Source organism: Luteimonas sp. RC10 (genome assembly GCF_014192745.1).
In the GTDB taxonomy this organism is placed as follows: domain Bacteria; phylum Pseudomonadota; class Gammaproteobacteria; order Xanthomonadales; family Xanthomonadaceae; genus Luteimonas.
The window spans coordinates 1-25202 of the sequence record NZ_JACHYJ010000012.1 but is presented as its reverse complement, the minus strand read 5'-3'; the positions used below and the strand labels follow the sequence as shown (position 1 = coordinate 25202).

The window sequence follows — 25202 nt, the reverse complement described above, 5'->3', positions numbered from 1 at the left end:
CGCCCGCTCCTGCAAGTCAATGCACCATTCTAGCGGCCGGCCAGGGCCCGGCGCAGAGGCCCCCACGCCACCGTTCAGTGCATGAAGAACTCGACCGGCACCGCGATCTCGATCGGGGCCGGCAGATCGGCAGGAATCGCCGGCAGCGGCGCGGCGCGATGAAACGTCTCGATCGCCGCAGCGTCGAGCCGGGTCGATCCCGACGAGCGTGCGAGCGCGGCCGAGAGCACGCGACCGGCCCGGTCCATGCGCAGGCGCACGATCGCCACCCCCTCCTCGCCGCGCGTCCGCGCCGCGGTCGGGTAATGCCGGTACCGCGCCAAGCGCGCCATCACCCGCGCTTCCCAACGGTCGTCGCGGCGACCGGCCTGGGCCTCGGCGGCGGGGGCCGGCGGACTCGGCGGGGCCGCGGCCTGCTGGTCGTGCGGCGTCGGCGGGACGGCAGACACCACCGCGGAGGCCGGGACGTCAGCGGGTTCCGGACGCTCGGTGTCCACCAGCGACGGCAGCGGCCCGGACGGCGCCGCGCGCGTCTGCGGTGGCGGCAGTCGCGACTCGGCAGGCGCGGGTGTCCGGCGCGCCTCGGCCACCGGGGCGGGCGCGCGCCTCGACTCGACCGGGACCGGCGGTGCAGCGGCGGGGAGGACACTCACTTCGATCACCGAATCGGCCGGCGGCGTCGGGCGCGGGTCCTCGCCCGGCCCGAACACCAGCAGTACGACCATGCCGTGCACCGCAATGGCACCCAGCAAGGCGCATGCGCGCTGGATGCGTGCGCCGCGGTCAGCGCGGCGCCGCGATCGGGATCGGGTCATCCGGGTTGCGACCGGCCCTGGGCATGTCGGCATGACACGGGTACCTTTTATGCGAATGATTCTCATTTTCCCACATCCTTTGGGAATCCGGGCGCCTCGTTGTCCGCGCGGCGGACGTCCGGACGGGGCGGCGGACACCTGCAGCCGCAGAAATTCGCAAATAAATCAAGTTGTTACGATTGGCACGATCCCTGCTTGATTCCAGGCAGATCCCGAACGTGCCCTGTCCATGTCCGCACCCGCCTCCCCGTCCCCCGTCCGCCGCGGTATCCGCGACACCTCCGCGCAGGACACGGTCCATGTCGCGCGCCCGGCACGCCGCCGCCGCTGGCTGGCGATCGCCGCGGCTGCGATCGCAGTGATTGCAGCACTGGCCTGGCTCATCGCCGGCTGGGCATCGGGCGCCACGTCGATCGACGCGGCCCGGCTGCGGATCGCCGAGGTCACCCGTGGCGACCTGGTCCGCGACATCGCTGCCGAGGGACGCGTGATCTCGGCCAACAGTCCCACGCTGTACGCGATCGCCCCGGGCACGGTGACCTTGAAGGTGGTCGCGGGTGACCGCGTCGAGAAGGGCCAGGTGCTGGCCGAGATCGACAGTCCGGAACTGCGCAGCAAGCTGGTCCAGGAAGAATCCACCTTCGCCAGCCTGCAGGCCGAGGCCGAACGCGCGACGCTCGATGCGCGGATCGCTCGCGCCGAGGCGCGCAAGCTGCTCGACCAGGCGCAGATCGAGCGCACCGCGGCCGAACGCGATCTGCAGCGCTACCAGCGCGCCTTCGAGGCCGGCGTCGTCGCCCAGGTCGATCTGGCGAAGTCGGAGGACGCGCTGAAGAAGACCGACATCGGCCTGGCCTCGGCGCGCGAGGACGCCAACCTGCAAGGCCAGGGCGCCGGGCTGGACGCGCGCAACAAGCAGTTGCTGGCCGATCGTCAGGGAGCCGTCGTCGCCGAGGCGCGCCGCCAGGTCCAGGCGCTGACGCTGCGTGCGCCGTTCGATGGCCAGGTCGGCCAGGTGCAGGTGGCCCAGTTCACCAACGTGGCTGCCAACGCGCCGGTGCTGGGCGTGGTCGATCTGTCGGTGTTCGAAGTCGAGATCAAGGTGCCCGAGAGCTTCGCACGCGACCTGGCGATCGGCATGCCGGCCGAGATCCGCAGCGCCAATGAAGTGTTCCCGGCCGAGGTCTCGGCGGTCTCGCCCGAGGTCGTCGCCGGCGAAGTCGCCGCGCGCGTGCGCTTCTCCGAACGCCAGCCCGCCGGCCTGCGCCAGAACCAGCGGCTGTCGGCGCGAATCCTGCTCGACACCCGGCGCGACGTGCTGATGGTCGAGCGCGGCCCGTTCGTCGAGCAGTCCGGTGGCCGCTACGCCTATGTCGTCGACGGCAACAGTGCGGTGCGCCGTCCGATCCAGGCCGGCGCCAGCAGCCTGGGGGCGGTCGAGATCGTGTCGGGCCTGCAGGCCGGCGAGCGCATCGTCGTCTCGGGCAGCGACCTGTTCGGCGACGCCGAACGGGTGCGCATCAGCCGCTGACATTCTTCCCGGGCCCGCATCGGCCCGCTCCTTCCATCCAAGATAAGGATCGCCCCATGTTGCAGATGAACCAGGTCGGCAAGGTCTACCGCACCGAACTCGTCGAAACCCATGCGCTGCGCGCGCTCGACCTGCACGTCCGCGAAGGCGAGTTCGTCGCCGTCACCGGGCCGTCGGGTTCGGGCAAGACGACCTTCCTCAACATCGCCGGCCTGCTGGAAACCTTCACCAGCGGAACCTACAAGCTCGACGGCGTCGATGTGCAGGGGCTGGGCGACAACCAGCGCTCGCGCCTGCGCAACGAGAAGATCGGCTTCATCTTCCAGGGCTTCAACCTGATTCCCGACCTCAACCTGTTCGACAACGTCGACGTGCCGCTGCGCTATCGCGGCATGCCAGCCTCCGAGCGCCGGCTGCGGATCGAAGAAGCGCTGGGCCTGGTGGGCCTGGCCTCGCGCATGAAGCATTACCCCGCCGAGCTGTCGGGCGGCCAGCAACAGCGCGTGGCGATCGCTCGTGCGCTGGCCGGCAGTCCGCGCCTGCTGCTGGCCGACGAACCGACCGGCAACCTCGACTCGCAGATGGCGCGCAGCGTGCTCGAGTTGCTCGAGGAGATCCACGCCCAGGGCACGACGATCGTCATGGTCACTCACGATCCCGAGCTCGCCGCGCGCGCGCAGCGCAATGTGCACATCGTCGACGGCCTGGCGACCGATCTGCGCCGCGAATCCGCGACCGCCGCGGCCTGACCTGACGAACGCACGCTCGATGTTCGCCTACTACGCTCGGCTCGCACTGCGCAGCTTCGGTCGCAACCAGGTGCTGACGGCCTTGATGGTGCTGTCGATCGCGGTCGGCATCGGCGCGGCGATGACCACGCTGACCGTGATGCACCTGCTGTCGGGCGATCCGCTGCCCGGCCGCAGCGGCACGCTCTTCTATCCGCAGGTCGACCCGAGGCCCGGCGAACGCATGCGTCCCGATCCCCCGGACATGCTCGATCACACCACCGCGATGGATCTGTGGCGCTCCGGCCGTGCGGACCGGCAGGCGCTGATGGTCGAAAGCGAGATCCGGCTGCAGGCACCCGATACCGGACGGCCGAAGCTGATGACCCAGATGCTGTCCACGCATGCCGACTTCTTTCCGATGTTCGACGTCCCGTTCGCTTACGGCGCCGGCTGGAGCGCCGCCGACGACACCGGCCACGCCCGCGTGGCGGTGATCTCGGCCGACCTCAACCGCACGCTGTTCGGCGGCCGCGACAGCGTCGGGCGGACGCTGCGCATCCGTGACACCGACGTGCGCATTGTCGGGGTGCTTGCGCCCTGGCGGCCCTCGCCGCTGTTCTATCGCCTGGCCGGCGGCAACTTCGCGCAGGGCGACACCGCCAGCTTCTACGCCGCGCCGCAGGATGTCTTCTTGCCGTTCTCCACGGGCCTGGAGATCAACGACGGTCACTTCCAGCAGTTCACGTGCTGGCAGCTGCCCGAGGTCCCGGGTCATCTGCAGGGCAGCGACTGCGTGTGGCTGCAGTTGTGGGTGCAGCTCGACACCCCGGACAAGGCCGCCGGCTATCGCGATTTCGTCGCCGCCTATGCACGGCAGCAGCAAGCACAGGGCCGGATCCAGCACGCCGACAACGCGCGCGTGCTCGGACTGATGGACTGGCTGGACTACAACCACGTCGTCCCGCGCGACGTCCGGCTGCAGACCTGGCTGGCGTTGGCGTTTCTGGCGATCTGCCTGTTCAACACGGTCGGCCTGCTGCTGGCCAAGTTCCTGCGCCGCGGCGGCGAGATCGGCGTGCGCCGGGCACTCGGCGCCTCGCGCCGGGAGATCTTCGTGCAGTGTCTGGTCGAAGCCGGCATGGTCGGGCTGGCCGGTGGCGTCCTGGGCTGGGGACTGACCCTGCTCGGACTGTGGGCGATCCGCCGCCAGCCGGTCGAGTACGCCGACCTAGCGCGGCTGGACCTGTCGATGTTCGCAGCGACCTTCGCGCTCGCGCTCGTCGCGAGCCTGCTCGCCGGCCTGTTTCCCGCGCTGCGCGCCAGCCGGATCGCACCGGCCCTGCAACTCAAGTCTCTGTGAGGACCCCGGTGATGGACATCCGACCGATCGTCGCCGCCCTGGGCCGGCACCGCATCGCCACGAGCCTGATCGTGCTCGAGATCGCGCTCGCCTGCGCGGTGCTGTGCAATGCCTGCTTCCTGATCGCCGGGCGCCTGGCGCTGATGCGCATCGACAGCGGCATCGACGCGCCATCGCTGGCGGTCGTGGCACTGCGCGGCTGCGACGGTTGCGTCAACGCCGATGTCAACGCCCGGGTGCTGGCGGCGATCCGCGGCCTGCCGGGCGTACAGGCGGCCGGGGTGCTCAATGCCACGCCGTTCGGCATCCGCGACGCCGACGCCGGCGTGACGCTGGATGCCGAAGGCCGGCACTTCGGCGGCGTGCCACATTTCTACACCTTCGGTCCCGATGCGATCGAGACGCTCGGCCTGCGGCCGTCGCAGGGTCGGGGCTTCGAGGCGGCGGATTTCCAGCCGATCGAGAACTTCCTGCCGACCGAGGCCGAGGTCTGGATCACCGAGGCCTTCGCCGCCCACCTGTGGCCGGGCGAGGCGGCGATCGGCCGCGAATTCTGGATGGGCGACTACCACTTCCGCGTCGCCGGCCTGCTGGCGCACTTCGCCCGCCCCAATCCCGGACGCAGCGAGAATGGCGTTGCCGGCGCGCAGTGGTCGGTGATCGTGCCGGTGCGCGATGAGGCGCAGTCGGGCGTCTACGCATTGCGCGCCGATCCGCTCGACCTGCCCCGGCTGGCGATCGCCGCGCGCGACGCAGTGGCCGCGGCCGTGCCCGAGGCGGTGATCGATCTGGACCAGAGCCGTCCGCTGTCGGACCTGCGCGAACGCTATTTCGAGCGCGACCGCGCGATGGCCTGGCTGCTGCTCGGCGTGATCGCCGCGATGCTGCTGGTGACGGCCTTGGGCATCGTCGGGCTCGCCAGCTTCTGGGTCCAGCAGCGCACCCGGCAGATCGGCGTGCGCCGCGCGCTCGGTGCGACCCGCGGCGACATCCTGCGCTACTTCCAGCTCGAGAACTTTCTGCTCGCCGGTCTGGGCATCGCTTTGGGCATGGCGCTGGCCTATGGCGGCAACCTGCTGCTGATGCGCCATTTCGAACTGGCGCGCCTGCCGCTGTCGTACCTGCCGCTGGGCGCGGCGCTGCTGTGGCTGCTCGGCCAGGCGGCCGTTCTGGGCCCGGCGTTGCGCGCCGCCGCCATCTCCCCCGCCATCGCCACTCGCAGCGCCTGACGTACGGACCCGCCATGCTCGGTTACTACCTGACCCTCGCCCTGCGCAGCTTCCGCCGCAACCGCGTGCTGACCGCGCTGATGGTGATCACGCTCGCACTGGGCATCGGTGCGTGCATGACCACGCTGACGGTGTTCCACGTGCTGTCGGGCGACCCGATTCCGGGCAAGAGCGACCGGCTGTTCCATGTCCAGCTCGATCCCGAGCCGCTGGCCACCTACGTGCCGGGCGCCGAACCCGACAGCCAGCTCACCCGCTTCGATGCGGAGGCCTTGTTGCGCGATGGACACGCGACGCGGCAGGCGATGATGACCGGGGGCGGCGGGATCATCGAGGCCGAAGACAGCGCCGTTCGCCCGTTTCTCGAGTCCATGCGCTACACCTCGGCCGACTTCTTTGCGATGTTCGATGTGCCCTTCCTCCACGGCCAGGGCTGGACGGCGCAGGACGACGCCGGACGCGGCCGCGTCGCGGTGATCGGACGCACCCTCAACGACAAGCTGTTCGGCGGCGCCGACAGCGTCGGCCGACAGATCCGCGTCGACGGCACTGCGCTGCGGATCGTTGGCGTGATCGACGACTGGTTGCCGCGCCCCAAGTTCTACGATCTCAACACCGGCCGCTTCGACGGCCAGGAGCACCTGTTTCTGCCGTTCTCGACCGCCATCGACCTGAAGATGGGCACATCGGGCAGCAGCAACTGCTTCGGTAGCGGGCCGACCAACGACAGCCGGGCTGTCAACGCGCCCTGCACCTGGATCCAGTACTGGGTGGAACTCGAGAACCCGGCGCAGGCGGATGCCTTCAAGGCCTACCTCGCCAACTATTCCGCGCAGCAGAAGGCGGCGGGGCGGTTCGAGCGCCCTGCCAACGTGCGACTGCGCAGCGTGATGGACTGGCTCGACCATCGCAAGGTCGTCCCCGGCGACGTGCGTCTGCAGCTGTGGCTGGCGCTGGGCTTCCTGCTGGTCTGCCTGGTCAACACCGTGGGCCTGCTGCTGGCCAAGTTCCTGCGCCGCGGCGGCGAGATCGGTGTGCGTCGCGCGCTTGGCGCTTCGCGCCGCGACGTGTTCGTGCAGGCGATCGTCGAGAGCGGCACGGTCGGGATCGCCGGCGGCCTGCTCGGGCTGGGGCTCGCGCAGGCCGGCCTGTGGGCCGTGCGCCAGCGCCCGACCGATTACGCCGCGCTCGCCCATCTCGACAGCGCGATGCTGCTGCTCACGTTCGTGCTCGCGCTCGTGGCCAGCATCGCCGCCGGCCTGCTCCCGGCCTGGCGATCGATGCAGATCGCACCGGCGATCCAGCTCAAGTCGCAGTGACACGCGCTCGCCCCGCCCCCCCTATCGCGCATCCACAGGTCACCGCCATGCACATCCACCCCATCATCTCGTCACTGCGCCGCCACCGGACCGCGGCGCTGCTGATCGTGCTGGAGATCGCGCTGACCTGCGCGATCGTCTGCAACGCGTTGTTCCTGATCGGCGAGCGCATCGATGCGGTCCGCCGCCCCAGCGGCATTGCCGAACGCGAACTGCTGCAGATCCGGCTCAGCGGCATCGGGCCGCAGACCGACGCCGGCGCGCGGACACGCGAGGATCTGGCAGCGCTGCGCGCCGTGCCCGGCGTTGCCGGGGCCACGGTCACCAACCAGTTGCCGTTCTATCGGTTTTCGTCCAGCAACTCCGGGGTATCGCTGACCGCCGACCAGGCGCAGCCGACCCTGCACGCGGCGCGCTACCACGCCGATGAAACCACCATCGCGACGCTGGGCATCCGCCTGGTCGCGGGTCGCGACTTCCTGCCTGACGAATACATGGACGTTGCCGAGGTGGAAGCGCTCGATGGCAGCGAAGGTGTGCGCGGCGCAACCATCGTCACCGCCTCGATGGCCGAGCGGCTGTTTCCCGGCGAACAGGCGGTTGGACGCACGATGTACCTCGGGCCGATGCCATTGGTCATTGTCGGCGTTGTCGAATCCCTGGCCCGGCCCTCGCCAAGCGACGGTGAGGGCACGTTCTCGTTCCTCGTGCCGGTCCGCCTGCACTACAACAACGGCGGCTCGTATCTCGTCCGCGTGACCGATCCGGCCCGCCGCGACGCGGTGCTCGCGGCCGCGGTCGATGCCCTCGAGGCGGTCGATCCCAACCGGCTGATCCTTGCCCGCAGTGCCTACGAGGCCATCCGCGCAGACTACTTCCGCAACGATCGCGAGATGATCGGCCTGCTGTCGACCGTCTCGATCGTGCTGCTGGTGGTGACCGCGTTCGGCATCGTCGGTCTGGCGAGCTTCTGGGTGCAACAGCGCACGCGCCAGATCGGCGTGCGCCGCGCGCTGGGGGCGACCCGAGCGCAGATCCTGCGCCACTTCCAGGCCGAGAACTTCCTGCTCACCAGCACCGGCGTCGTCCTGGGCATGGCCCTGGCCTATGCGCTCAACCAGCTGATGATGGGCCGCTACGAACTCCCGCGCCTGCCGCTGGCCTACCTGCCGGCCTGCGCACTGCTGCTGTGGGTGCTCGGGCAGGCCGCCGTGCTGTGGCCGGCACTGCGCGCCGCCGCCATCTCCCCCGCCATCGCCACTCGCGCCGCCTGAAGGATCCCACCATGTTTGGTTACTACTGCAATCTCGCGGTGCGCAGCTTCCGGCGCAACCGCATGTTGACCGCGTTGATGGTGCTGGCGATCGCGCTGGGCATCGGCGCGAGCATGACCACGCTGACCGTGTTCCACGTGTTGTCGGGCGACCCCATCCCGGCCAAGAGCGACCGGCTGTTCCATGTCCAGCTCGATCCCGAACCGATGACCGGCTACACGGCCGGCGGCGAGCCGGCGCGCAACATGACCCGTTTCGATTCCGAGACGCTGTTGCACGAGGCCCGGGGCAAGCGCCAGGCCTTCATGAGCGGTGGCTTCGTGGCGCTGGAGCCCGAAGGCGCATCGCCGTACTTCACCGACGCGCGCTACACCACTGGCGAGTTCTTTCCGATGTTCGACGCGCCGCTGGCGTTCGGACGCGGCTGGAGCGCACAGGACGATGCCGACGCTGCGCGCGTGGCGGTGATCTCGGCCGAGACCAACCAGAAGGTGTTCGGCGGCGGCGACAGCACTGGCAAGACGCTGCGCATCGACGGCAACGCGTTCCAGGTCATCGGTGTGCTGGCACCGTGGCGGCCGACGCCGCGGTTCTGGGACCTCAATCTGGATGGATTCGAGCCGCTGGAATCGGTGTTCGTGCCGTTCTCGGCCGCGATGGACGCCAAGCTCTCGCGCATGGGCAGCATGAGCTGCTGGGGCGATTCGAGCGGCATCGATTCCAACGCCCGCAACGCGCCGTGCGCCTGGCTGCAGTACTGGGTGGAGCTCGATTCGCCAGGCGATGCCGCGGCGTATCGCGACTATCTGCTCGCGTACTCCGAACAGCAACGCCAGGCCGGACGCTTCGTGCGGCCGGCGAATGTGCGCCTGCGCGATGTGCGCGCGCATCTCGACCATGCCCAGATCGTGCCTGGCGACGTGCGCCTGCAGGTCTGGCTGGCGTTCGGTTTCCTGCTGGTGTGCCTGGTCAACACGGTGGGCCTGCTGCTGGCCAAGAGCCTGCGCCGCGCGTCGGAGATCGGCGTCCGGCGCTCGCTGGGGGCCTCGCGCAAGGCGATCTTCGCGCAGTTCCTGGTCGAAGCCGGCACGATCGGCGTCGCCGGCGGCATCGCCGGGCTCGCGGTCGCGCTCTGCGGCCTGTGGGCTGTGCGCCAGGCGCCGAGCACCTACGCCGAGCTCGCCCGGCTCGACCCGACCATGCTGCTGACCACATTCGCGCTGTCGATCGTCGCCACGCTGCTGGCCGGCCTGCTCCCCGCCTGGCGAGCGACCCAGGTCATGCCCGCGATCCAGCTCAAATCCAACTGACCCCGGCCCACCCGACGGACACCCGCATGGACATCCGCCCCATCTTCTCCACCCTGCGCCGCCACAAGACCGCGGCCGCCCTGATCGTGATGGAGATCGCGCTCGCCTGCGCGATCATCTGCAACGCCATCTATCTGATCGACCGTCGCATCGACCGCATGGCCCGCCCCAGCGGCGCGGTGGAGAACGAACTTGTCCGCCTGCAGATGCCACGCGTCAGCCTGGACGAGACGCTCGATCTCAATGCCTATGTCGCGCGCGATCTGGCGGCGCTGCGCGCAGTGCCGGGGGTCCTGCACGTGGCGGCCGCGACCCAGATCCCCTATGGCAACAGCAGTTCGACCAGCGGCGTCCGGCTCAGCGACGACCAGGTGAACAACACGCTGATCGCCTCGCCCTACCTGGGCAGCGAGGACCTGCTCGACACGCTCGGCCTGCGCCTGATCGCCGGCCGCGGCTTCAACGCCGAAGAGTACGTGGACATGGCACGCATCGATGCCGGCGGCGAGGACTCGAAGGTGCCCGCGGTGATCGTCAACCGCGCCATGGCGCAGGCGCTGTTCCCGGGCGAGGACGCGGTGGGCAAGCACATCTACAGCTGGGGCAGCGCGCCGATGCCGATCGTGGGCGTCGTCGAGACGCTGGCGCGTCCGAACGATCGATCCGGGCCGGGCGATGCGACGATGCTGCTGCCGGTCCGCGTGGCCTCGCCCAATCTCAACTACCTGATCCGGACCGATCCTGCGCAGCGCCGCGAGGTGCTGGAGGCGGCCGAGGCCGCACTCAAGCGGATCGATCCCAACCGGGTGACGGTCAACAAGGACCTCATCAGCGAACTGCGCGAACAGTACTACCGGCAGGACCGGGCGATGGCGGCGCTGCTGGTCGTGGTCTGCATCGCCCTGCTGGTGGTCACCGCACTGGGCATCATCGGCCTGGCCAGCTTCTGGGTGCAGCAGCGCGCCAAGCAGATCGGCATCCGCCGTGCACTCGGCGCGACCCGCGGCCAGATCCTGCGCTACTTCCAGGTGGAGAACTTCCTGCTGGCGACGATGGGCATCGCGCTCGGGATGCTGCTGGCCTATGGCCTCAACCAGTTGCTGATGGCGCGCTACGAACTGGGCCGGCTGCCGCTGATGTATCTGCCGGCCGGCGCGCTGGTGCTCTGGGCGCTCGGACAGATCGCGGTGTACTGGCCGGCGCGGCGCGCCGCCTCGGTGCCGCCGGCGGTGGCCACCCGCAGCACCTGAGGCGATCGAGGAGGATGGGAATGCGGTATGCGTTCGAGTTGGGGGTGCGGGGCCTGTTGCGACATCCGCGCACGATGGGGCTGGCGGTCGCAACCCTGGCCATGGGGCTGGCGGCCACGATGACGATGCTGACCCTGCTGTCGATGCTCTCGGCCGATCCCTTGCCGGGTCTGAGCCAGCATCTGTACCTGGGTTGGGTCGATTCGCGCCAGGCGCCGGCCGCAGGCGCACGTGCGGCCGACGACGTCGGCGCCCCGCCGCGGCTGTTGAAGCTGGCCGACGTCCAGGCCATCGCCAATGCCCAACCCGACATCCGGCAGACCGCACTGGTGCCGACCTCGCTGACCCTGGAAGGCGAGGACGCACGACGCGAATCGGTGCGTGCATTGCTCGCGACCGGCCCCCTGCCCTCGATGTTCGGGGTGCCGCTGCTGCATGGCCGCAGTTGGACCGAACAGGAAGCACGCGATCACGCCCCGGTCGCGATCATCGACGCACGCACCAGCCTGCGGCTGTTCGGTCGCGCCGACGGCACCGGCCAGTTGCTCCGCGTCGGCCAGGGGCAGGTGCGGGTCGTGGGCATCAGCGCCGAATGGAATCCGCAGCCGGGCTTCTACGCGCTGCAGGAGTCGGATTCGGGCTGGGGCGAGGCACTGGCGATCCGCGCATTCTTGCCGCTGGACAGCGCGCTCGCAGTCGGCGTGACCCCGATCAGCACGCAGGACTGCGATCGCGGCGGGACCGGGGGCTTCCGCTTCAACGAGCTCGATATCGGCGCCTGCCGCTTCCTGCAGCTCTGGGCCGAGTTGCCGACACCGCAGGCGGTCGACGGTTTCCGCGCCGCGCTCGAGCGGTATGCCCGGCAACGCCACGACACCGGTGCGTTCGAGCGCCCACCGCAAGCGCAGGTGTACAGCGTGCGCGCCTGGCTGACGGCCAACCGCGTGGTGCCCGACAGCGTGCGATTGAACCTGTGGCTCTCGCTCGGGCTGCTCAGCCTGTGCATGGTCAACGTCGCCGGATTGCTGGCCGCACGTTTCCTGCGCCGCGGCGGCGAACTGGGCGTGCGCCGGGTGCTGGGCGCGAGCCGCCGGACGGTCGTCGTCCAGTGCCTGGTCGAAGCCGGGGCGGCGGGCCTGGCCGGCGGCCTGCTGGCGCTGCCACTGACCCTGTTCGGGCTGTGGATCGTGCGCCTGCAGGACCGTGGCTATACCGAACAGGCCGTGCTGCAGCCGGGGCTGTACGCCGGACTGCTCAGCCTCGCCGTCGCGGTCGGCCTGCTGGTCGGACTGCTGCCCGCCTGGCGCGCGGCGCGGATCGAACCCGCGCTGCAGGTCAAGAGCCTTTGATGGAGCCTTCGATGATCCGATTGGCCACCCTCCCGCCCCTGCGGCCGATTCTTTCTGTGCTGCACCGACAGCGGCTGATGCCGGTGCTGGTCATCGCGCAGATCGCGCTGGCCTGCGCGATCCTGACCAATGCGCTGTTCCTGCTGCAGCGCCAGGTGGGCCCGATGCTGATTCCCGACGGCATCGTGCGTGGGCAACTGCTGCTGGTCGACCAGCTGATCCAGGCACAGGGGCGCTGGACCACCGCGGACGTGCAGTCCCTGAAGCAGTCGCTGCAGACGATTCCGGGCGTGCGTGCGGTGGCGCCGACCCTCGGCATCCCGATGCGCCAGACGATGACGTTCACTCTCACGCTCGACAGCCCGGCCGAGGTCAGCGTCACCGCGACCGGCTTCGCCGGCGAGGGGCTGGTGCCGGCGCTCGGGCTGGAGCTGGTGCGTGGCCGCGACTTCGAGGACGGCGACTACGCCCGCGATGGCAGCCTGTTCGGCGACGACGCGCGCCGCGGCATCGTGCCGGCGATCCTGACCGAGGCGCTGGCACGCACGCTGTTCCCGGATGGCGACGCGATCGGCGGCGTGCTCAGCGATGCCGGCGAACCGCGCTATGTCGTGGTCGGCACCGTGCGCCGCCTGCTGCGCTACCAGCTCTCCGAGCTCGACGATGGCCAGGCCGAGTACTCGATGCTGATTCCCAACCGGGTCTTCGAGGACCTGCCGATTCTGGCATTCGCGGTCCGCACCGAGCCGGACGCGCGCGAAGCGGTGCGGGCGCAGATCCAGGCGGTCTTCGCGCGCCAGGACGGCCCGCAGCTGATGACCGGCATCGCGCCGATCATCGTCGACTACGAGTCCCAGCGCTCGGATGCGTTCAATACCCGGCGCGCGGCAGTGTGGCTGCTGGGCACCGTCTGCCTGGTCGTCACGCTGATCACGCTGATCGGCATCGCCAGCCTGACCGGCTACTGGATCGAGCAGCGGATCCGCCAGATCGGCATTCGCCGCGCGCTCGGCGCAACCCGCGGCGACGTGCTGCGGCACTTCCTGGCCGAGAACGCACTCATCGTCGCGGCCGGCCTGGTCCCCGGGATGCTCGCCGCATACGCGATCAACCAGTGGCTGATGCAGCACTACGCGATGGCGCGTCTGCCGCTGGCCTACCTGCCGATCGGTGCGGCGCTGCTGTGGCTGCTGGGCCAGCTCGCCGTCCTCGGCCCGGCGCGACGCGCAGCGGCGGTGCCGCCGGCGGTCGCCACCCGCAGTGCGTGAAGCGGTCGACACCGAACCGACCTCCACCGCGCCGGGCAGTGCCAGAATGGCTCCCCGGACGCGTCCCTCGCGAACAGGCCCCAGCGCTCCCCCATGCCCACCGTCCTGATCATCGACGACAACCCCGCGGTGGCCACCGCGCTCGAGGTGCTGCTCTCGCTGCACGACATCGACACGGTGTACGCCGACTCGCCCGAAGCCGGCCTGGCCGCGCTCGCGCGCGAGCCGGTCGACCTGGTGATCCAGGACATGAACTTCCGCGCCGATACCACGTCCGGGGACGAGGGCGCGGCGCTGTTCGAGGCGATCCACGCGCGCCATCCCGAGTTGCCGGTGGTGCTGCTGACCGCGTGGACGCACCTCGAGTCCGCGGTCGGACTGGTGAAGGCCGGCGCGGCCGACTACCTGGCCAAACCCTGGGACGACCACAAGCTGATGGCGACGGTCGCCAATCTGCTGGAACTGTCGGCCAGCCGGCGCGAACTCGAGCGCCGCCGCAGCCGCGAGCAGCGTGACCGGCACGCGCTCGAGGATGCCTACGACCTGCGCGGCACGGTCTTCGACGACGCCGCGAGTGAGCGCGTGCTCAGTCTGGCCGTCCAGGTCGCGCGCTCGGAACTGCCGGTGCTGGTCACCGGGCCCAACGGCGCAGGCAAGGAGAAGATCGCCGAGATCATCCACGCCAACTCTGCGGTCCGCGACGGTCCGTTCGTCGCGCTCAACTGCGGCGCGTTGCCGGCCGACCTGATCGAGGCCGAGTTGTTCGGCGCCGATGCTGGCGCCTACACCGGCGCCAATCGGGCGCGCGAAGGCAAGTTCGAGGCCGCCGATGGCGGCACGCTGTTCCTCGACGAGATCGGCAACCTGCCGCTGGCCGGACAGATGAAGCTGCTGCGGGTGCTCGAGACCGGGCGCTTCGAGCGGCTCGGCTCCAACCGCGAGCGCCAGGTCCGCGTGCGGGTGGTCAGCGCGACCAATGCCGATCTGCCCGCGGCGATCGCCGACGGGCGCTTCCGCGAAGATCTCTACTACCGGCTCAACGCGATCGAGCTCAAGGTGCCGGCGCTGGCCGATCGCCCGGACGACATCCTGCCGCTGGCGCGGCACTTCCTGCCGGCCGGCCGGTCGCTGTCGCGCCCCGCCGAGCGCGCCCTGCTCGCGCACCGCTGGCCGGGCAACGTGCGCGAGTTGCGCAATGCGGTCCAGCGCGCCGCGCTGTTGTCGCAGGAGGCGGCGATCGCCGCCGACGCGCTGGGGCTGCCACAAGCCACCATGCCGGCGTCCGGTGCGCCCGAGCCGGACCGCGCGGCGATCGAGGCCGCGCTGGCGCGTGCCGGCGGCGTACTGGCGCAGGCGGCCACCGACCTCGGGCTCTCGCGCCAGGCGCTGTATCGGCGCATGGACCGCCTGGGTCTGCGGCGCGACTGATGCCTGCACGCCAGCTGCCGCTGACGATCCGCCTCGGCGCCCTGGCGTCGCTGTTCGCGATCGCCGTCGCGCTGCTCGCCGCCTGGCTCACACGCTGGCTACCGGCCTGGTCGGCGGTGCTCGCAGCCGCCGCGCTGTGCCTGCCCGGCCTGCTGTGGGCAGCGCAGCGGATGCTCGGTCCGGTGCGTGCGCTGTTCCGCGCGCTGGCCGGCGCGGTCACCTCCTATCGGGATGGCGACTACGGCTTTGGCATCCGTTGGGACGGCGGCGGCGAGCTCGGCGAACTGGTGGCGGCACACAACCGGCTCGGCGACGTGCTGCGCGAGCAGCGCCATGCGCTGGTGCAACGCGAACTGCTGCTCGACACGATGGTGCAGAACACCCCGGTGGCGATGGTGCTGTTCGATCCGCAGCAGCGCGTGGTGCTCGGCAATGTCGCCGCACGCCAGTTGCTCGGCGACGGGCGCCGGCTGGAGGGCCAGGGCTTCGAGGCACTGGCGGCGCAGGCGCCGCCGGCGCTGCGCGAGGCCTTGCTGCGCGGCGGCGACGGCCTGCTGAGCGTCGGCGAGGAGGACCAGGAGGACATCTACCACCTGTCGCGGCGTTCGTTTCGCCTCAACGGCCGCCGCCACGAACTGGTGCTGCTGCGCAGGCTGACGACCGAATTGCGCCGACAGGAAGTGCAGACCTGGAAGAAGGTCATCCGGGTCATCAGCCACGAGCTCAACAACTCGCTGGCGCCGATCGCCTCGCTCGCGCACTCGGGTGCGGAGCTGCTGCGGCGCGGCCAGCTCGAGCGCCTGCCCGATGCCCTGGCGACCATCGAGGAGCGCGCACGCCACCTCGAGGGATTCATCCGCGACTACGCGCGCTTTGCGAAGTTGCCAGCGCCGCGCACCGAAACGGTGCCCTGGCACACATTCCTCGCGCGCCTGCGCGACCAGGTGCCGTTCACGCTGGAAGGCGACGACGGCGGCCAGGTGCGTGTCGATGTCGCGCAGATGGCGCAATGCCTGATCAACCTGCTGCGCAACGCGCACGAATCCGGATCCCCTGCCGATCAGGTGCGGCTGCGGCTGCGACGGCTGCCCGATGGCTGGCGGATCGATGTTCTCGATCGCGGCGACGGCATGAACGAGGCGGTGCTCGCCAACGCGCTGCTGCCGTTCTACTCGACCAAGCGCAACGGCACTGGCCTTGGGCTGGCACTGGCACGCGAGATCGCCGAAGCCCATGGTGGGCGGATCGCCCTGCAGAACCGTGACGGCGGCGGGCTGCGGGTGAGCCTGCAACTGCCGGCCTGACCCAGGCAGCCAGGCGTCCGGGCAATAGGCCCGGCAGGACAATCGAGCGCTGGGCGCGGTGCCCGCGGCGGCGCAGACAGATGGCTGCGCATGCCGCATGCATTCGGCCGGCGTGGGCTGCTTGGCCCTGAAGAGAAAAACAAAGGCCGGCGCGTGCCACCACGCGCCGGCCCTCAAGGGCGACCGGCGCGTCGTGCGCCGGTCGCGATCGGCTCAGTAGCTGCCGACGAAGTTGATGTAAACGCCGCGGTGGTCGTAGTCGAAGTCGGTCAGGTCGTCACTGAAATCGGTGAAGTTGTAGCCCACACCGATCCGGAAGTTGCGACCGATATCGCGGTCCACACCGACCATCCAGCCCTGACGCGTGCCGCCATCGTCGACGTCGAGCCAGCGGTACTCGGCCAGTGCATGCCAACGCTGCAGCAACTCGTAGCGCACCTGGGTGGCCGCGAACGTCGTGGCCGAGTCGAACCACGCGCCGGTGCCGCGACCGTACCGGGCCTCGCCTTCGCGCCGCGCCAGCTTGCCGGCCACTTCCCAGTGGTCGTCGAGGCGGTAGACGCCTTCGAGCGACAGCACCTGCGACTTCTGGTCGACCTGCGCACCGCCGATCTGACCCAGCGTCGCCAGGTCGTACAGGTAGGTGTAGCGGCCGAACAGACCCCAGCGCGAGCTGTCCCACGGGCGGTAGGCGAAGCCGAGATTGCTCTCGATGAACTTCGCGCTGGCCGCCGGGTTCAGGTCGTCCTGGGTATCGGCGTAGTTGAAGCGGGCGGCGACGCGCCAGCTTTCGTTGAGGCGATGCTGCACCCGGTTGGTCGTGACCCACTGGGTCCGCCGCTCCACGCCGCTGTCCTCGCGCCACTCGATCTTGCTCTGCCAATCCGTCCTCGACGAGGTCCGCCCGCCCGACACGCTGATCGCGCGCCGGTCGATCTGGCCACCGTCGCGGTTGGTCAGATCGCCGTCCGACAACGTCAGGCCGAGGTTCCAGCCGATCGCCGGGTAGAAATCCATGCCGTAGGTATGCGCCAGGCCGGACTCGTAGCGGGACTTGAGGAACTGGCTTTCGTTGAACAGGTTGACCTGGTTCGACAGCCGCCAGCGCTGGCCCAGCGTCCAGCCGTTCTGCTGCGAACGGTTGAACAGCGGGTCGTACTCGGTGGTGTCGGTCGAATAGGTGTACGCGCCGTAGAAGCTGTGCTGCGGGGTCAGGCGGTACTCGCCGTTGATCTGCGCCGCGTCGCCGCGATCGCCGGTCGTGACTTCGGCGCCCACGCTCGACAGGTTGGCGAAGTTGTAGCGGCCGCCCAGGGTGTAGGCATCGTTGTCGGCGTAGCCGCCGTCGTCGTCGAGCGTCAGCTGCGCGGTGCCGTAGACATCCAGCGCGGTGCCGAAACGGTGCGTGTAGCGCAGCGCACCGAGCACACCGGTCGCATCGCCGCCAAGGCGGCCCTCCTCGACGCGGCGGATCTCGGCGGCAAGCGCGTTGACATCCGACAAGCGCCACTCGGTCACCGCCTGGGCCTGGGTCAAGGTCTCGGCGCCGCGCTCGGCACGGCTGTAGCGCGCGTAGAAGCCGACGTCGCGACCGAACTCGCCCAGCACCTCGGCGCCGTACTCCTCGACATCGGCACCGATGTCGAAGCGCGCGACCGAGAAGCCGGCATCCACGCGACGCCACCACGCACCGGTGCTCCAGTCGCTGGTGGTCCAGCCGAGCTCGCGGAAGTTCGCGCGGGCTTCGACCGCGGTGGCTTCGCCTTCGCGCGGGCCGACCGGATTGAGCTGCCCGAACGTCAGGCCGCCGTCGCTGGAGAAGAACACCGGCGCGCTGGTCGCCTCGGTGCGGCTGTGCTCGATCTTGAGGTAGGTGCCCTTGCCGGCCTGCAGCGTGAGGTCGGCCGACATCAGCGTGTAGTCTTCACCCGCCCGGCTTTCATCCACCCAGGTCGCACCGACGCCGACGTGATTGCCGAACCAGTGCTTGCCGCGCAGGCCGGCGGTGAGCTCGTCGGGGTCGAAGCCGCTGGGCACCCACTCGTAATCGACGAGCATGCGCACATCGAACCCGTCGAGCGGCTGGTCGCGGATGATCGTGGGCAGGTTTTCGCGGCTGACCTGCGAGAGCGGGCGGGTCAGCATGATCCGGCCCTGCAACTCGTTGATCTCGTAGTCGGCGCCGCGCAGCAGCACCGTCCGTGCCTCGACACGACCGGTGGTCGGATCGCGGACCTCGACCACGACCTGCTCCGAGCCCGGCAGCACGTCGGTGTGGCGCAGGTAGTACAGGCTGCCGCCGGTACCGGAGAACTCGCTGTGGCCCGGCGCGGTCTGCGCCTCGGACACGAACGCACGCAGCTCGGTCCCAGGATCGCCCCAGGCATTGGCCATGCGCGAGCGCCAGGCCAGCGCGGCACCGTAGAGCGCACGCTGGTACTGCCCGTACTCGGTGCCGGTGAAACCGGTCGAGAAATTGCCCCACAGCGCCTGGTTCTTGTCCCAGTCCATGCGCACGTAGAACCGGCCCATGGTGTCGACGTCGCGATAGGTCGTCGAGTCGTCGCCGTAGGTCGGGTAGTACAGGTCGGGATCGACCCGCCGGAACACGTCCTGCGGGTCGGCCGAGGTGAAGCCATCGAACAGGTCGCTCAGCGGCCGGTTCTGGGTGTCGGCCTGGGCGGTGATCAGATACTTGCCACCGATCTTGCCCTTGCCGTAGAACGCCAGGCGCCCGTCGCTGAGGATGTCGTCTTCGCGGCCGGCCATCGCCATCTCGCGGCCGGGGCCGCTGGCCTTGTTCTGGTAGACGGTGACGTCGGCGATACCGACGCCGAAGAAATAGCGTCCGCTGACGTCGACATCGAGCGCGTGCTCCGACACTTCGCCATCGCGGCCACGCAGCCCGATATCGAAGCGGTGCTGACCGACCGGCATCAGATACTCGGCGACGAACTTGCGTTCCAGATCGACCGGGTAGTTCTCGCCATTGATCAGCAGCGCCTGCCCTTCGGGCAGATTGCGGCCGGTGATGCGCACGCGCGAGCCGTAGACCGGGATGTTCTGCTGGCGCAGGCCATTGCCCGAGAACACGTTGTCGACCAGCGCCTGCGCGGCCGCCTGATCGGCGCCCAGCGACATGCCCAGGCCCCGCTCGGTGCTCTGGCGCAGGATCTGTGCGCCGCGTTCGGCTTCGGCCGGCGTCACCAGTTGCAGGCGCTGGACGAAGGTTTCGTCGAAGTTGCCGGCCGCGTCATAGGCGCGCAGCACGTACACCAGCTCGTCGCCGGTCCGGTACTGGCGGCCTGCGGGCAGCGTGCCGTCCCACTCGGCATCGGCGACCGCCGATCGCGGCAGTTCGAACTGCGCGATCGGCTCGATCAGATCGGCATCGGCGGCGCGGTAGAGCGTCAGCTCCAGCCGCTCGACGAAGTCGATGTAGTTGCTGCGCGCGAAGAAGCGCACCGGCTTGACGATGCGGCCATTCTCGAACGGCACCATCGTCGGCGCCGACACCGACAGCTCCGGCTGGCCGAGGTTGGGGTCCTCGGTCGCCCAGATGGCGCCGCCACCGGGCAACTGCACCGAGAACTGGCCCACCGCGGTCGCGCGACCGAGCTGCTCCAGCGCGACGCTGACGCGGCGATCGGGCTGCAGCGCCTGAGACGAGGACGCCTCGCTGGTGCCGCGGGTGACCGGCTGGTCGTAGCTGCGCGTGCGCAGCCGGAACAGCAGGTCGCCGTCGCTGCGGCAGCCGTCGGCATCGCAGTCCATGGTCGCGGCGCCAACGGCGCCGTCATCGGCGGTCGGCGCCGCGGGGGCGCTCTGCGCCGCCGCGGTCGTCGATGCCATGCCGGCCAGTGCGGCCAGCAGCGCTGCGTCGAGCAGCTTCCTCTTCATGATCCGGTCCCCTTTCACTTCCGCGCCTCCCCGACAGGAGCGGCCGGATCCCTGCTTGCTTCCACCCGGGTCTTGGCCCGGACCTGCGGGCTCAGACGTCCCGAGAGCGCATCGAACACCGACTGCGCGCGGCGCAGGCCCAGGTCGACGTTGTAGGCGTGCGAACCGCGCACGTCGGTATGGCCCACGATGCCGACCGTCCCGCCACCCAGCGCTTCGAGGCGCTGTGCGACTGCGTCGAGCAGCGCTTCGAACTCCGGCCGGATGGCCGACTTGTCGGTGTCGAACAACACGGTGCCCAGCAACACGCCGCCGTTACCGACGCCGGCCACCATCGCGTGCGGATCTTCGACCCGCGTCCGCATTTCGACAGTCAGCGCAGCTGCCGCGTCCGGTGCGACCCGCGATTGCAGTGCGTCGCGGACCGCCGCCGCCCGGGCGAAGGCAAGCGCTTCGTGCTCGCCCTCACCGGTGACGACCACCCGGCCACCGCGGTAGCGGTCGATCTGCCCGGCCATCGCCTCGATCGCCGGCAGATACGCCTCGCGCAGTTCGCTGCTGTCCGGGGCGAAAAACACTTCGCCCAGTTCCAGCTCCACCGCCTCGCGGCCCGCCTGCAGCTCGATCACCGGCAACTTGACGCCGAAGTCGAAGCGCACCGGCAGACCCGGCGTCACGCGCCGCACCAGCGGATTGGCAGTCGTGAACTCGGCGCCCGGCGGCAGCGTGGACGGATCCACCTTCAGGATGAAGTTGCGACCGTGCATCGCGTTGCCGCCCGGCACGTCGACCAGGTGGTAACGGCCGTACTGGTCGGTCTCGATCAGCAGACCTTCCACCGACGCAATCCGCACGCCCGGGATGCCGCGCTCATCGATCCCGCTGTTGGCGATCACATACTCGACCACCAGGCCATCGGCCTCCTGCATCACACGTCGCGTGACGGTCGGCTCGGCCGCGGACAGACCCTTGGCCGCCTCGCCCTCGCGTTCCACCTGCGTGCTGCCGTCGGCCGCCATGCGCACCGTCACGCCCTGGGCGCTGGTGAGCACGAAGTCGCCGGCAAACGTCGCCGAGCGCAGACGCTGACGGATGACCACCTGGTGCGCCTCGACCGGATCACCGACCGACTGCCGGCCCGTGATCGTGCCCAGCGCCATCCCGTGCAGCAGCGGCGCGCTGGCGTCGGCAACCGGCTGCGGCCCGTCGCCGCGGTCGATCGTGGTCGAGCCGGCAACATAGGCCTCCGGCGCGAACCCGCCCTGCACCCGCACATCGGTCAGCACCGCACTCGCCTGCCAGCCATCGCCATTGCGATCGTCGAACACCGTGCCGAACACCAGGCTGTCGTCGAGCAGCGGATCGAACGCGGTCCCGACCTGGGCGGTGGCGATGTTCGACAGCGGCACGCCGCTCTCGCTCTGCGCCACGGCCTGGTTAATGTGGGAACCGGCACGGATGCCTGCGCCCACTCGCAGCAGGTAGCTGATGCTCATGGTGTCGCCCGGCGCAAGGTCGAGGCTGGAGATGCGGATCGGGTTGTGGCCCGACACCGCCAGCGCCCGGCCGTCGCCACTCGACAGCGAACCGTCGACGTAGCTGAAGCCCTGCGGCGGCGTATCGAGGACATGCGCCCCGCTCACCATCGCGTTGCTCACGTTCTCCACCGTCAGCGTGTAGCGCACCAGATCGCCGACCTTGACCTCGCGCACGGCCGCGGTCTTGGTAATGCGCAGCGGCGCCTCGCCCTGGACCTTCACCGTCACCGTCGCGGTGTCGCACACCGGCGCCGGGTAGGAGGTGTCGCAGACGCGGTACACGAAGCTGTCCTCACCGTTGTAGCCGAACGCCGGCGTGTAGCTGCAGGTGCCGTTCGCACAGCTCACCTGGCCGTGCTGCGGCGGGGTCAGGATGGTCACCGAGCCCGGATCGAGCGGCGCCCCCGTGCTGGTGTCGTTGTCGACCACCACCACCGGCGTCGGCACGCCCGGCTCCGCAGTCCCGGCATCGTCATCGATCGCCTCGACGATGTTCGGACGCACCGTGACCGTCACCGTGGCCGTCGCGCAGTTCTCCGGGTTGGTGATCTCGCAGATCCGGTACTCGAAGCTGTCGTCGCCCGAGAAGCCGGGGTTGGGGGTGTAGACCACCGTCCCGTCGGGCTGGATCACGATGCTGCCGTTCGCAGGCGGCGTGAGCTCCACGACCGTGACGTCGTCGGCATCGACCGGCACACCGTTGAGGGTGTCGTTGTCGAGCACCGGGATCGTGACCGGCGTGTTCTGGTCGGTCGTCGTGCTGTCGTCGGCCGCCGTGATCTCGGGCGCCTCGACCACCACCGTGACGCTGGCGGTATCGCAGTTCTCGGGATTGAGCACCTCGCAGATCGTGTACTCGAAGGTGTAGCTGCCTGCCGGGGTGCCCGGCGAGACGCTGACCACACCCGTCGACGGATCCACCACGATGCCCGTGGGCAGCGTGCCGACCGTGATCGTCACCGTGTCGATGGTCGCCGGCACGCCGTTGAGCGTGTCGTTGTCCAGCACGTTGCCGACCGACGGATCGCCGGTGGCGCCGTTGACCGGGCCGAAGTTGTCGTCGGTGGCCACGATCTCGGCCGCCTCGACGTCCACCGTCACCGTCGCGGTGTCGCAGTTGTCGGGGTTGAGGACCTCGCAGATCGTGTACTCGAAGGTGTAGCTGCCTACCGGGGTGCCCGGCGAGACGCCGACCACACCCGTCGACGGATCCACCACGATGCCCGTGGGCAGCGTGCCGACCGTGATCGTCACCGTGTCCGGGGTCGCCGGCACGCCATTGAGCGTGTCGTTGTCCAGCACGTTGCCGACCGACGGATCGCCCGTGGCACCGTTGACCGGGCCGTAGTTGTCGTCGGTGGCCACGATCTCGGCCGCCTCGACGTCCACCGTCACCGTCGCGGTGTCGCAGTTGTCGGGGTTGAGGACCTCACAGATCGTGTACTCGAAGGTGTAGCTGCCCGCCGGGGTGCCCGGCGCGACGCCGACCACGCCCGTCGAGGGATCCACCACGATGCCCGGGGGCAACGTGCCGACCGTGATCGTCACCGTGTCCGGCGTTGCCGGCACGCCGTTGAGCGTGTCGTTGTCCAGCACATTGCCGACCGACGGATCGCCGGTGGCACCGTTGACCGGGCCATAGCTGTCGTCGGTGGCCACGATCTCGGCTGCCTCGACCACCACCGTCACCGTCGCGGTGTCGCAGTTGGACGGATTGAGCACTTCGCAGATCGTGTACTCGAAGGTGTAGCTGCCCGCCGGGGTGCCCGGCGAGACGCCGACCACACCCGTCGACGGATCCACCACGATGCCCGTGGGCAGCGTGCCGACCGTGATCGTCACCGTGTCCAGGGTTGCCGGCACGCCGTTGAGCGTGTCGTTGTCCAGCACATTGCCGACCGACGGATCGCCGGTGGCGCCGTTGACCGGGCCGTAGCTGTCGTCGTTGGCCACGATCTCGGCCGCCTCGACCACCACCGTCACCGTCGCGGTGTCACAGTTGTCGGGGTTGAGCAACTCGCAGATCGTGTACTCGAAGGTGTACGTGCCTGCCGGGGTGCCCGGCGCGACGCCGACCACGCCCGTCGACGGATCCACCACGACGCCCACACGCAGCTCGCCGACGGTGATCTTCACCGTGTCGATGGTTGCCGGCACGCCGTTGAGCGTGTCGTTGTCCAGGATGTTGCCGACCGACGGATTGCCGGTGGCACCGTTGACCGGGCCGTAGTTGTCGTCGTTGGCCACGATCTCGGCCGCCTCGACCACCACGGTCACCGTCGCGGTGTCGCAGTTGGACGGATTGAGCACTTCGCAGATCGTGTAGTCGAAGGTGTACGTGCCTGCCGGGGTGCCCGGCGCGACGCCGACCACGCCCGTCGAGGGATCGACCACGATGCCCGTGGGCAGCGTGCCAAGCGTGATCGTCGCCGTGTCGATGGTCGCCGGCACGCCATTGAGCGTGTCGTTGTCCAGCACATTGCCGACCGACGGATTGCCGGTGGCGCCGTTGACCGGGCCATAGCTGTCGTCGTTGGCCACGATCTCGGCCGCCTCGACCACCACGGTCACCGTCGCGGTGTCGCAGTTGGCCGGGTTGAGCACCTCGCAGATCGTGTAGTCGAAGGTGTAGCTGCTCGCCGGGGTGCCCGGCGCAACGCCGACCACACCCGTCGACGGATCCACCACGATGCCCGTGGGCAGCGTGCCAAGCGTGATCGTCACCGTGTCGATGGTCGCCGGCACGCCATTGAGCGTGTCGTTGTCCAGCACATTGCCGACCGACGGATTGCCGGTGGCACCGTTGACCGGGCCATAGCTGTCGTCGTTGGCCACGATCTCGTACGGCGTCACGTCGATGGTGACCGACGGCTGACAGGCCGCGGAGGTATCGCCGGCCGGGCAGACCGCCGGTTCATCGGTGGTGATGACGGCGGTGTTGACCACCTGGCCGGCATTCACGTCGGCCTGGGTCACCACATAGGTGCCCGTCAGCACGCAGCTCGCACCGGGGGCCAGGCTCGCGCAGACCAGGCTCGACGGCGTGATGCGGTCGTCGCGCACCTCCACATTGCCCAGGCTGACCGTGCCGGTATTGGTCGCGGTGATGGTGTAGGTCAGCGTGTCGCCGAGGGTGACGGTGCCGCTGCCATCCTCGTCGGCGTTGCCGGCCAGCGCCTTGTTGGTCGCCATGCCGGGGTTGCGCTCGATGGTGACGTCTTCCTCGTCCGGCGGGCTCGTCGTCGTGCCGCCGCCCGGCGTCGTGCCGGTCGCGGTCGCGGTGTTGAGCACTTCGCCGGCGTCGACTTCCGCTTGCGTGATCGTGTGCGTGCCGGTGCAGGTCGTGCTCGCACCCGGCGCCAGCGTCGTCACCGGGCACACGGCCGCGGCGTCGAGCTTGTCGTCGTCGATCGCGATGTTGGCAATCGTCACGTTGCCGGTGTTGGTCACCAGGAACGAATAGGCGATGGTGCTGCCGGCAGTGTTGCCGCTCGGCGTGCTCGCGGTCTTGACCACCGTCAGCGACGGCGTGGTCTCGAGCGTCACGTCCTCTTCGTCCGGCGGGCTCGTCGTCGTGCCGCCACCCGGCGTCGTGC

General features: G+C 69.7%; 15 protein-coding genes. 12 read left to right on the top strand and 3 right to left on the bottom strand.

Translation table 11 applies throughout. From position 1 onward, the window contains the following. Positions 1–74: 74 nt before the first annotated feature. Positions 75–815: a TonB family protein gene (locus FHW73_RS17120; protein ID WP_183427968.1), complete on the bottom strand. Its 741-nt coding sequence runs from the start codon at positions 813–815 to the stop codon at positions 75–77. A gap of 229 nt (positions 816–1044) precedes the next feature. Here FHW73_RS17120 and FHW73_RS17115 point away from each other — a divergent pair, with 229 nt between their 5' ends. The 12 genes from FHW73_RS17115 to FHW73_RS17060 all read left to right on the top strand — a co-directional run bounded on the left by FHW73_RS17115 (position 1045) and on the right by FHW73_RS17060 (position 16168). Next, the gene (locus FHW73_RS17115; protein WP_183427967.1) at positions 1045–2346 is read left to right on the top strand and encodes an efflux RND transporter periplasmic adaptor subunit; all 1302 of its coding nucleotides are present in this window, start codon (positions 1045–1047) and stop codon (positions 2344–2346) included. Between the two features lie 56 nt (positions 2347–2402). Next, complete coding sequence (locus FHW73_RS17110) at positions 2403–3095, top strand: ABC transporter ATP-binding protein (RefSeq protein ID WP_183427966.1); 693 nt, start codon at positions 2403–2405, stop codon at positions 3093–3095. Between the two features lie 19 nt (positions 3096–3114). After that, positions 3115–4437 carry an ABC transporter permease gene (locus FHW73_RS17105; RefSeq protein WP_183427965.1) on the top strand — a complete coding sequence of 441 codons (1323 nt, stop codon included), beginning with the start codon at positions 3115–3117 and terminating at the stop codon, positions 4435–4437. Between the two features lie 11 nt (positions 4438–4448). Continuing rightward, positions 4449–5666, top strand: coding sequence for an FtsX-like permease family protein (locus tag FHW73_RS17100; RefSeq protein WP_183427964.1), 1218 nt, complete (start codon positions 4449–4451; stop codon positions 5664–5666). A gap of 14 nt (positions 5667–5680) precedes the next feature. Beyond that, a complete protein-coding gene (locus FHW73_RS17095) occupies positions 5681–6985 on the top strand; it encodes an ABC transporter permease (RefSeq protein WP_183427963.1) in 1305 nt (434 codons plus the stop codon). A 47-nt stretch (positions 6986–7032) separates the two neighbouring features. After that, positions 7033–8259 (top strand): FtsX-like permease family protein, encoded by a 1227-nt coding sequence (locus FHW73_RS17090; RefSeq protein ID WP_183427962.1) that lies wholly within the window; start codon positions 7033–7035, stop codon positions 8257–8259. A gap of 11 nt (positions 8260–8270) precedes the next feature. After that, positions 8271–9569 carry an ABC transporter permease gene (locus tag FHW73_RS17085; RefSeq protein WP_183427961.1) on the top strand — a complete coding sequence of 433 codons (1299 nt, stop codon included), beginning with the start codon at positions 8271–8273 and terminating at the stop codon, positions 9567–9569. A 26-nt stretch (positions 9570–9595) separates the two neighbouring features. Continuing rightward, positions 9596–10819: an FtsX-like permease family protein gene (locus tag FHW73_RS17080; RefSeq protein ID WP_183427960.1), complete on the top strand. Its 1224-nt coding sequence runs from the start codon at positions 9596–9598 to the stop codon at positions 10817–10819. Between the two features lie 20 nt (positions 10820–10839). Then, positions 10840–12168, top strand: a complete 1329-nt coding sequence (locus FHW73_RS17075; protein WP_183427959.1) for an ABC transporter permease — start codon at positions 10840–10842, stop codon at positions 12166–12168. 11 nt (positions 12169–12179) lie between these two features. After that, positions 12180–13436 carry an FtsX-like permease family protein gene (locus FHW73_RS17070; protein ID WP_183427958.1) on the top strand — a complete coding sequence of 419 codons (1257 nt, stop codon included), beginning with the start codon at positions 12180–12182 and terminating at the stop codon, positions 13434–13436. Between the two features lie 93 nt (positions 13437–13529). Further along, positions 13530–14864 (top strand): sigma-54 dependent transcriptional regulator, encoded by a 1335-nt coding sequence (locus FHW73_RS17065; protein WP_183427957.1) that lies wholly within the window; start codon positions 13530–13532, stop codon positions 14862–14864. Continuing rightward, positions 14864–16168 (top strand): HAMP domain-containing sensor histidine kinase, encoded by a 1305-nt coding sequence (locus FHW73_RS17060; RefSeq protein ID WP_183427956.1) that lies wholly within the window; start codon positions 14864–14866, stop codon positions 16166–16168. The genes FHW73_RS17065 and FHW73_RS17060 overlap by 1 nt, the downstream gene beginning before the upstream one ends. 213 nt (positions 16169–16381) lie before the next feature. Here FHW73_RS17060 and FHW73_RS17055 read toward each other — a convergent pair whose 3' ends face one another. After that, positions 16382–20068, bottom strand: a complete 3687-nt coding sequence (locus FHW73_RS17055) for a hypothetical protein (RefSeq protein WP_183427955.1) — start codon at positions 20066–20068, stop codon at positions 16382–16384. A gap of 14 nt (positions 20069–20082) precedes the next feature. Then, positions 20083–25152, bottom strand: a complete 5070-nt coding sequence (locus FHW73_RS17050; protein WP_221187624.1) for an Ig-like domain-containing protein — start codon at positions 25150–25152, stop codon at positions 20083–20085. Between the last annotated feature and the right edge of the window lie 50 nt (positions 25153–25202).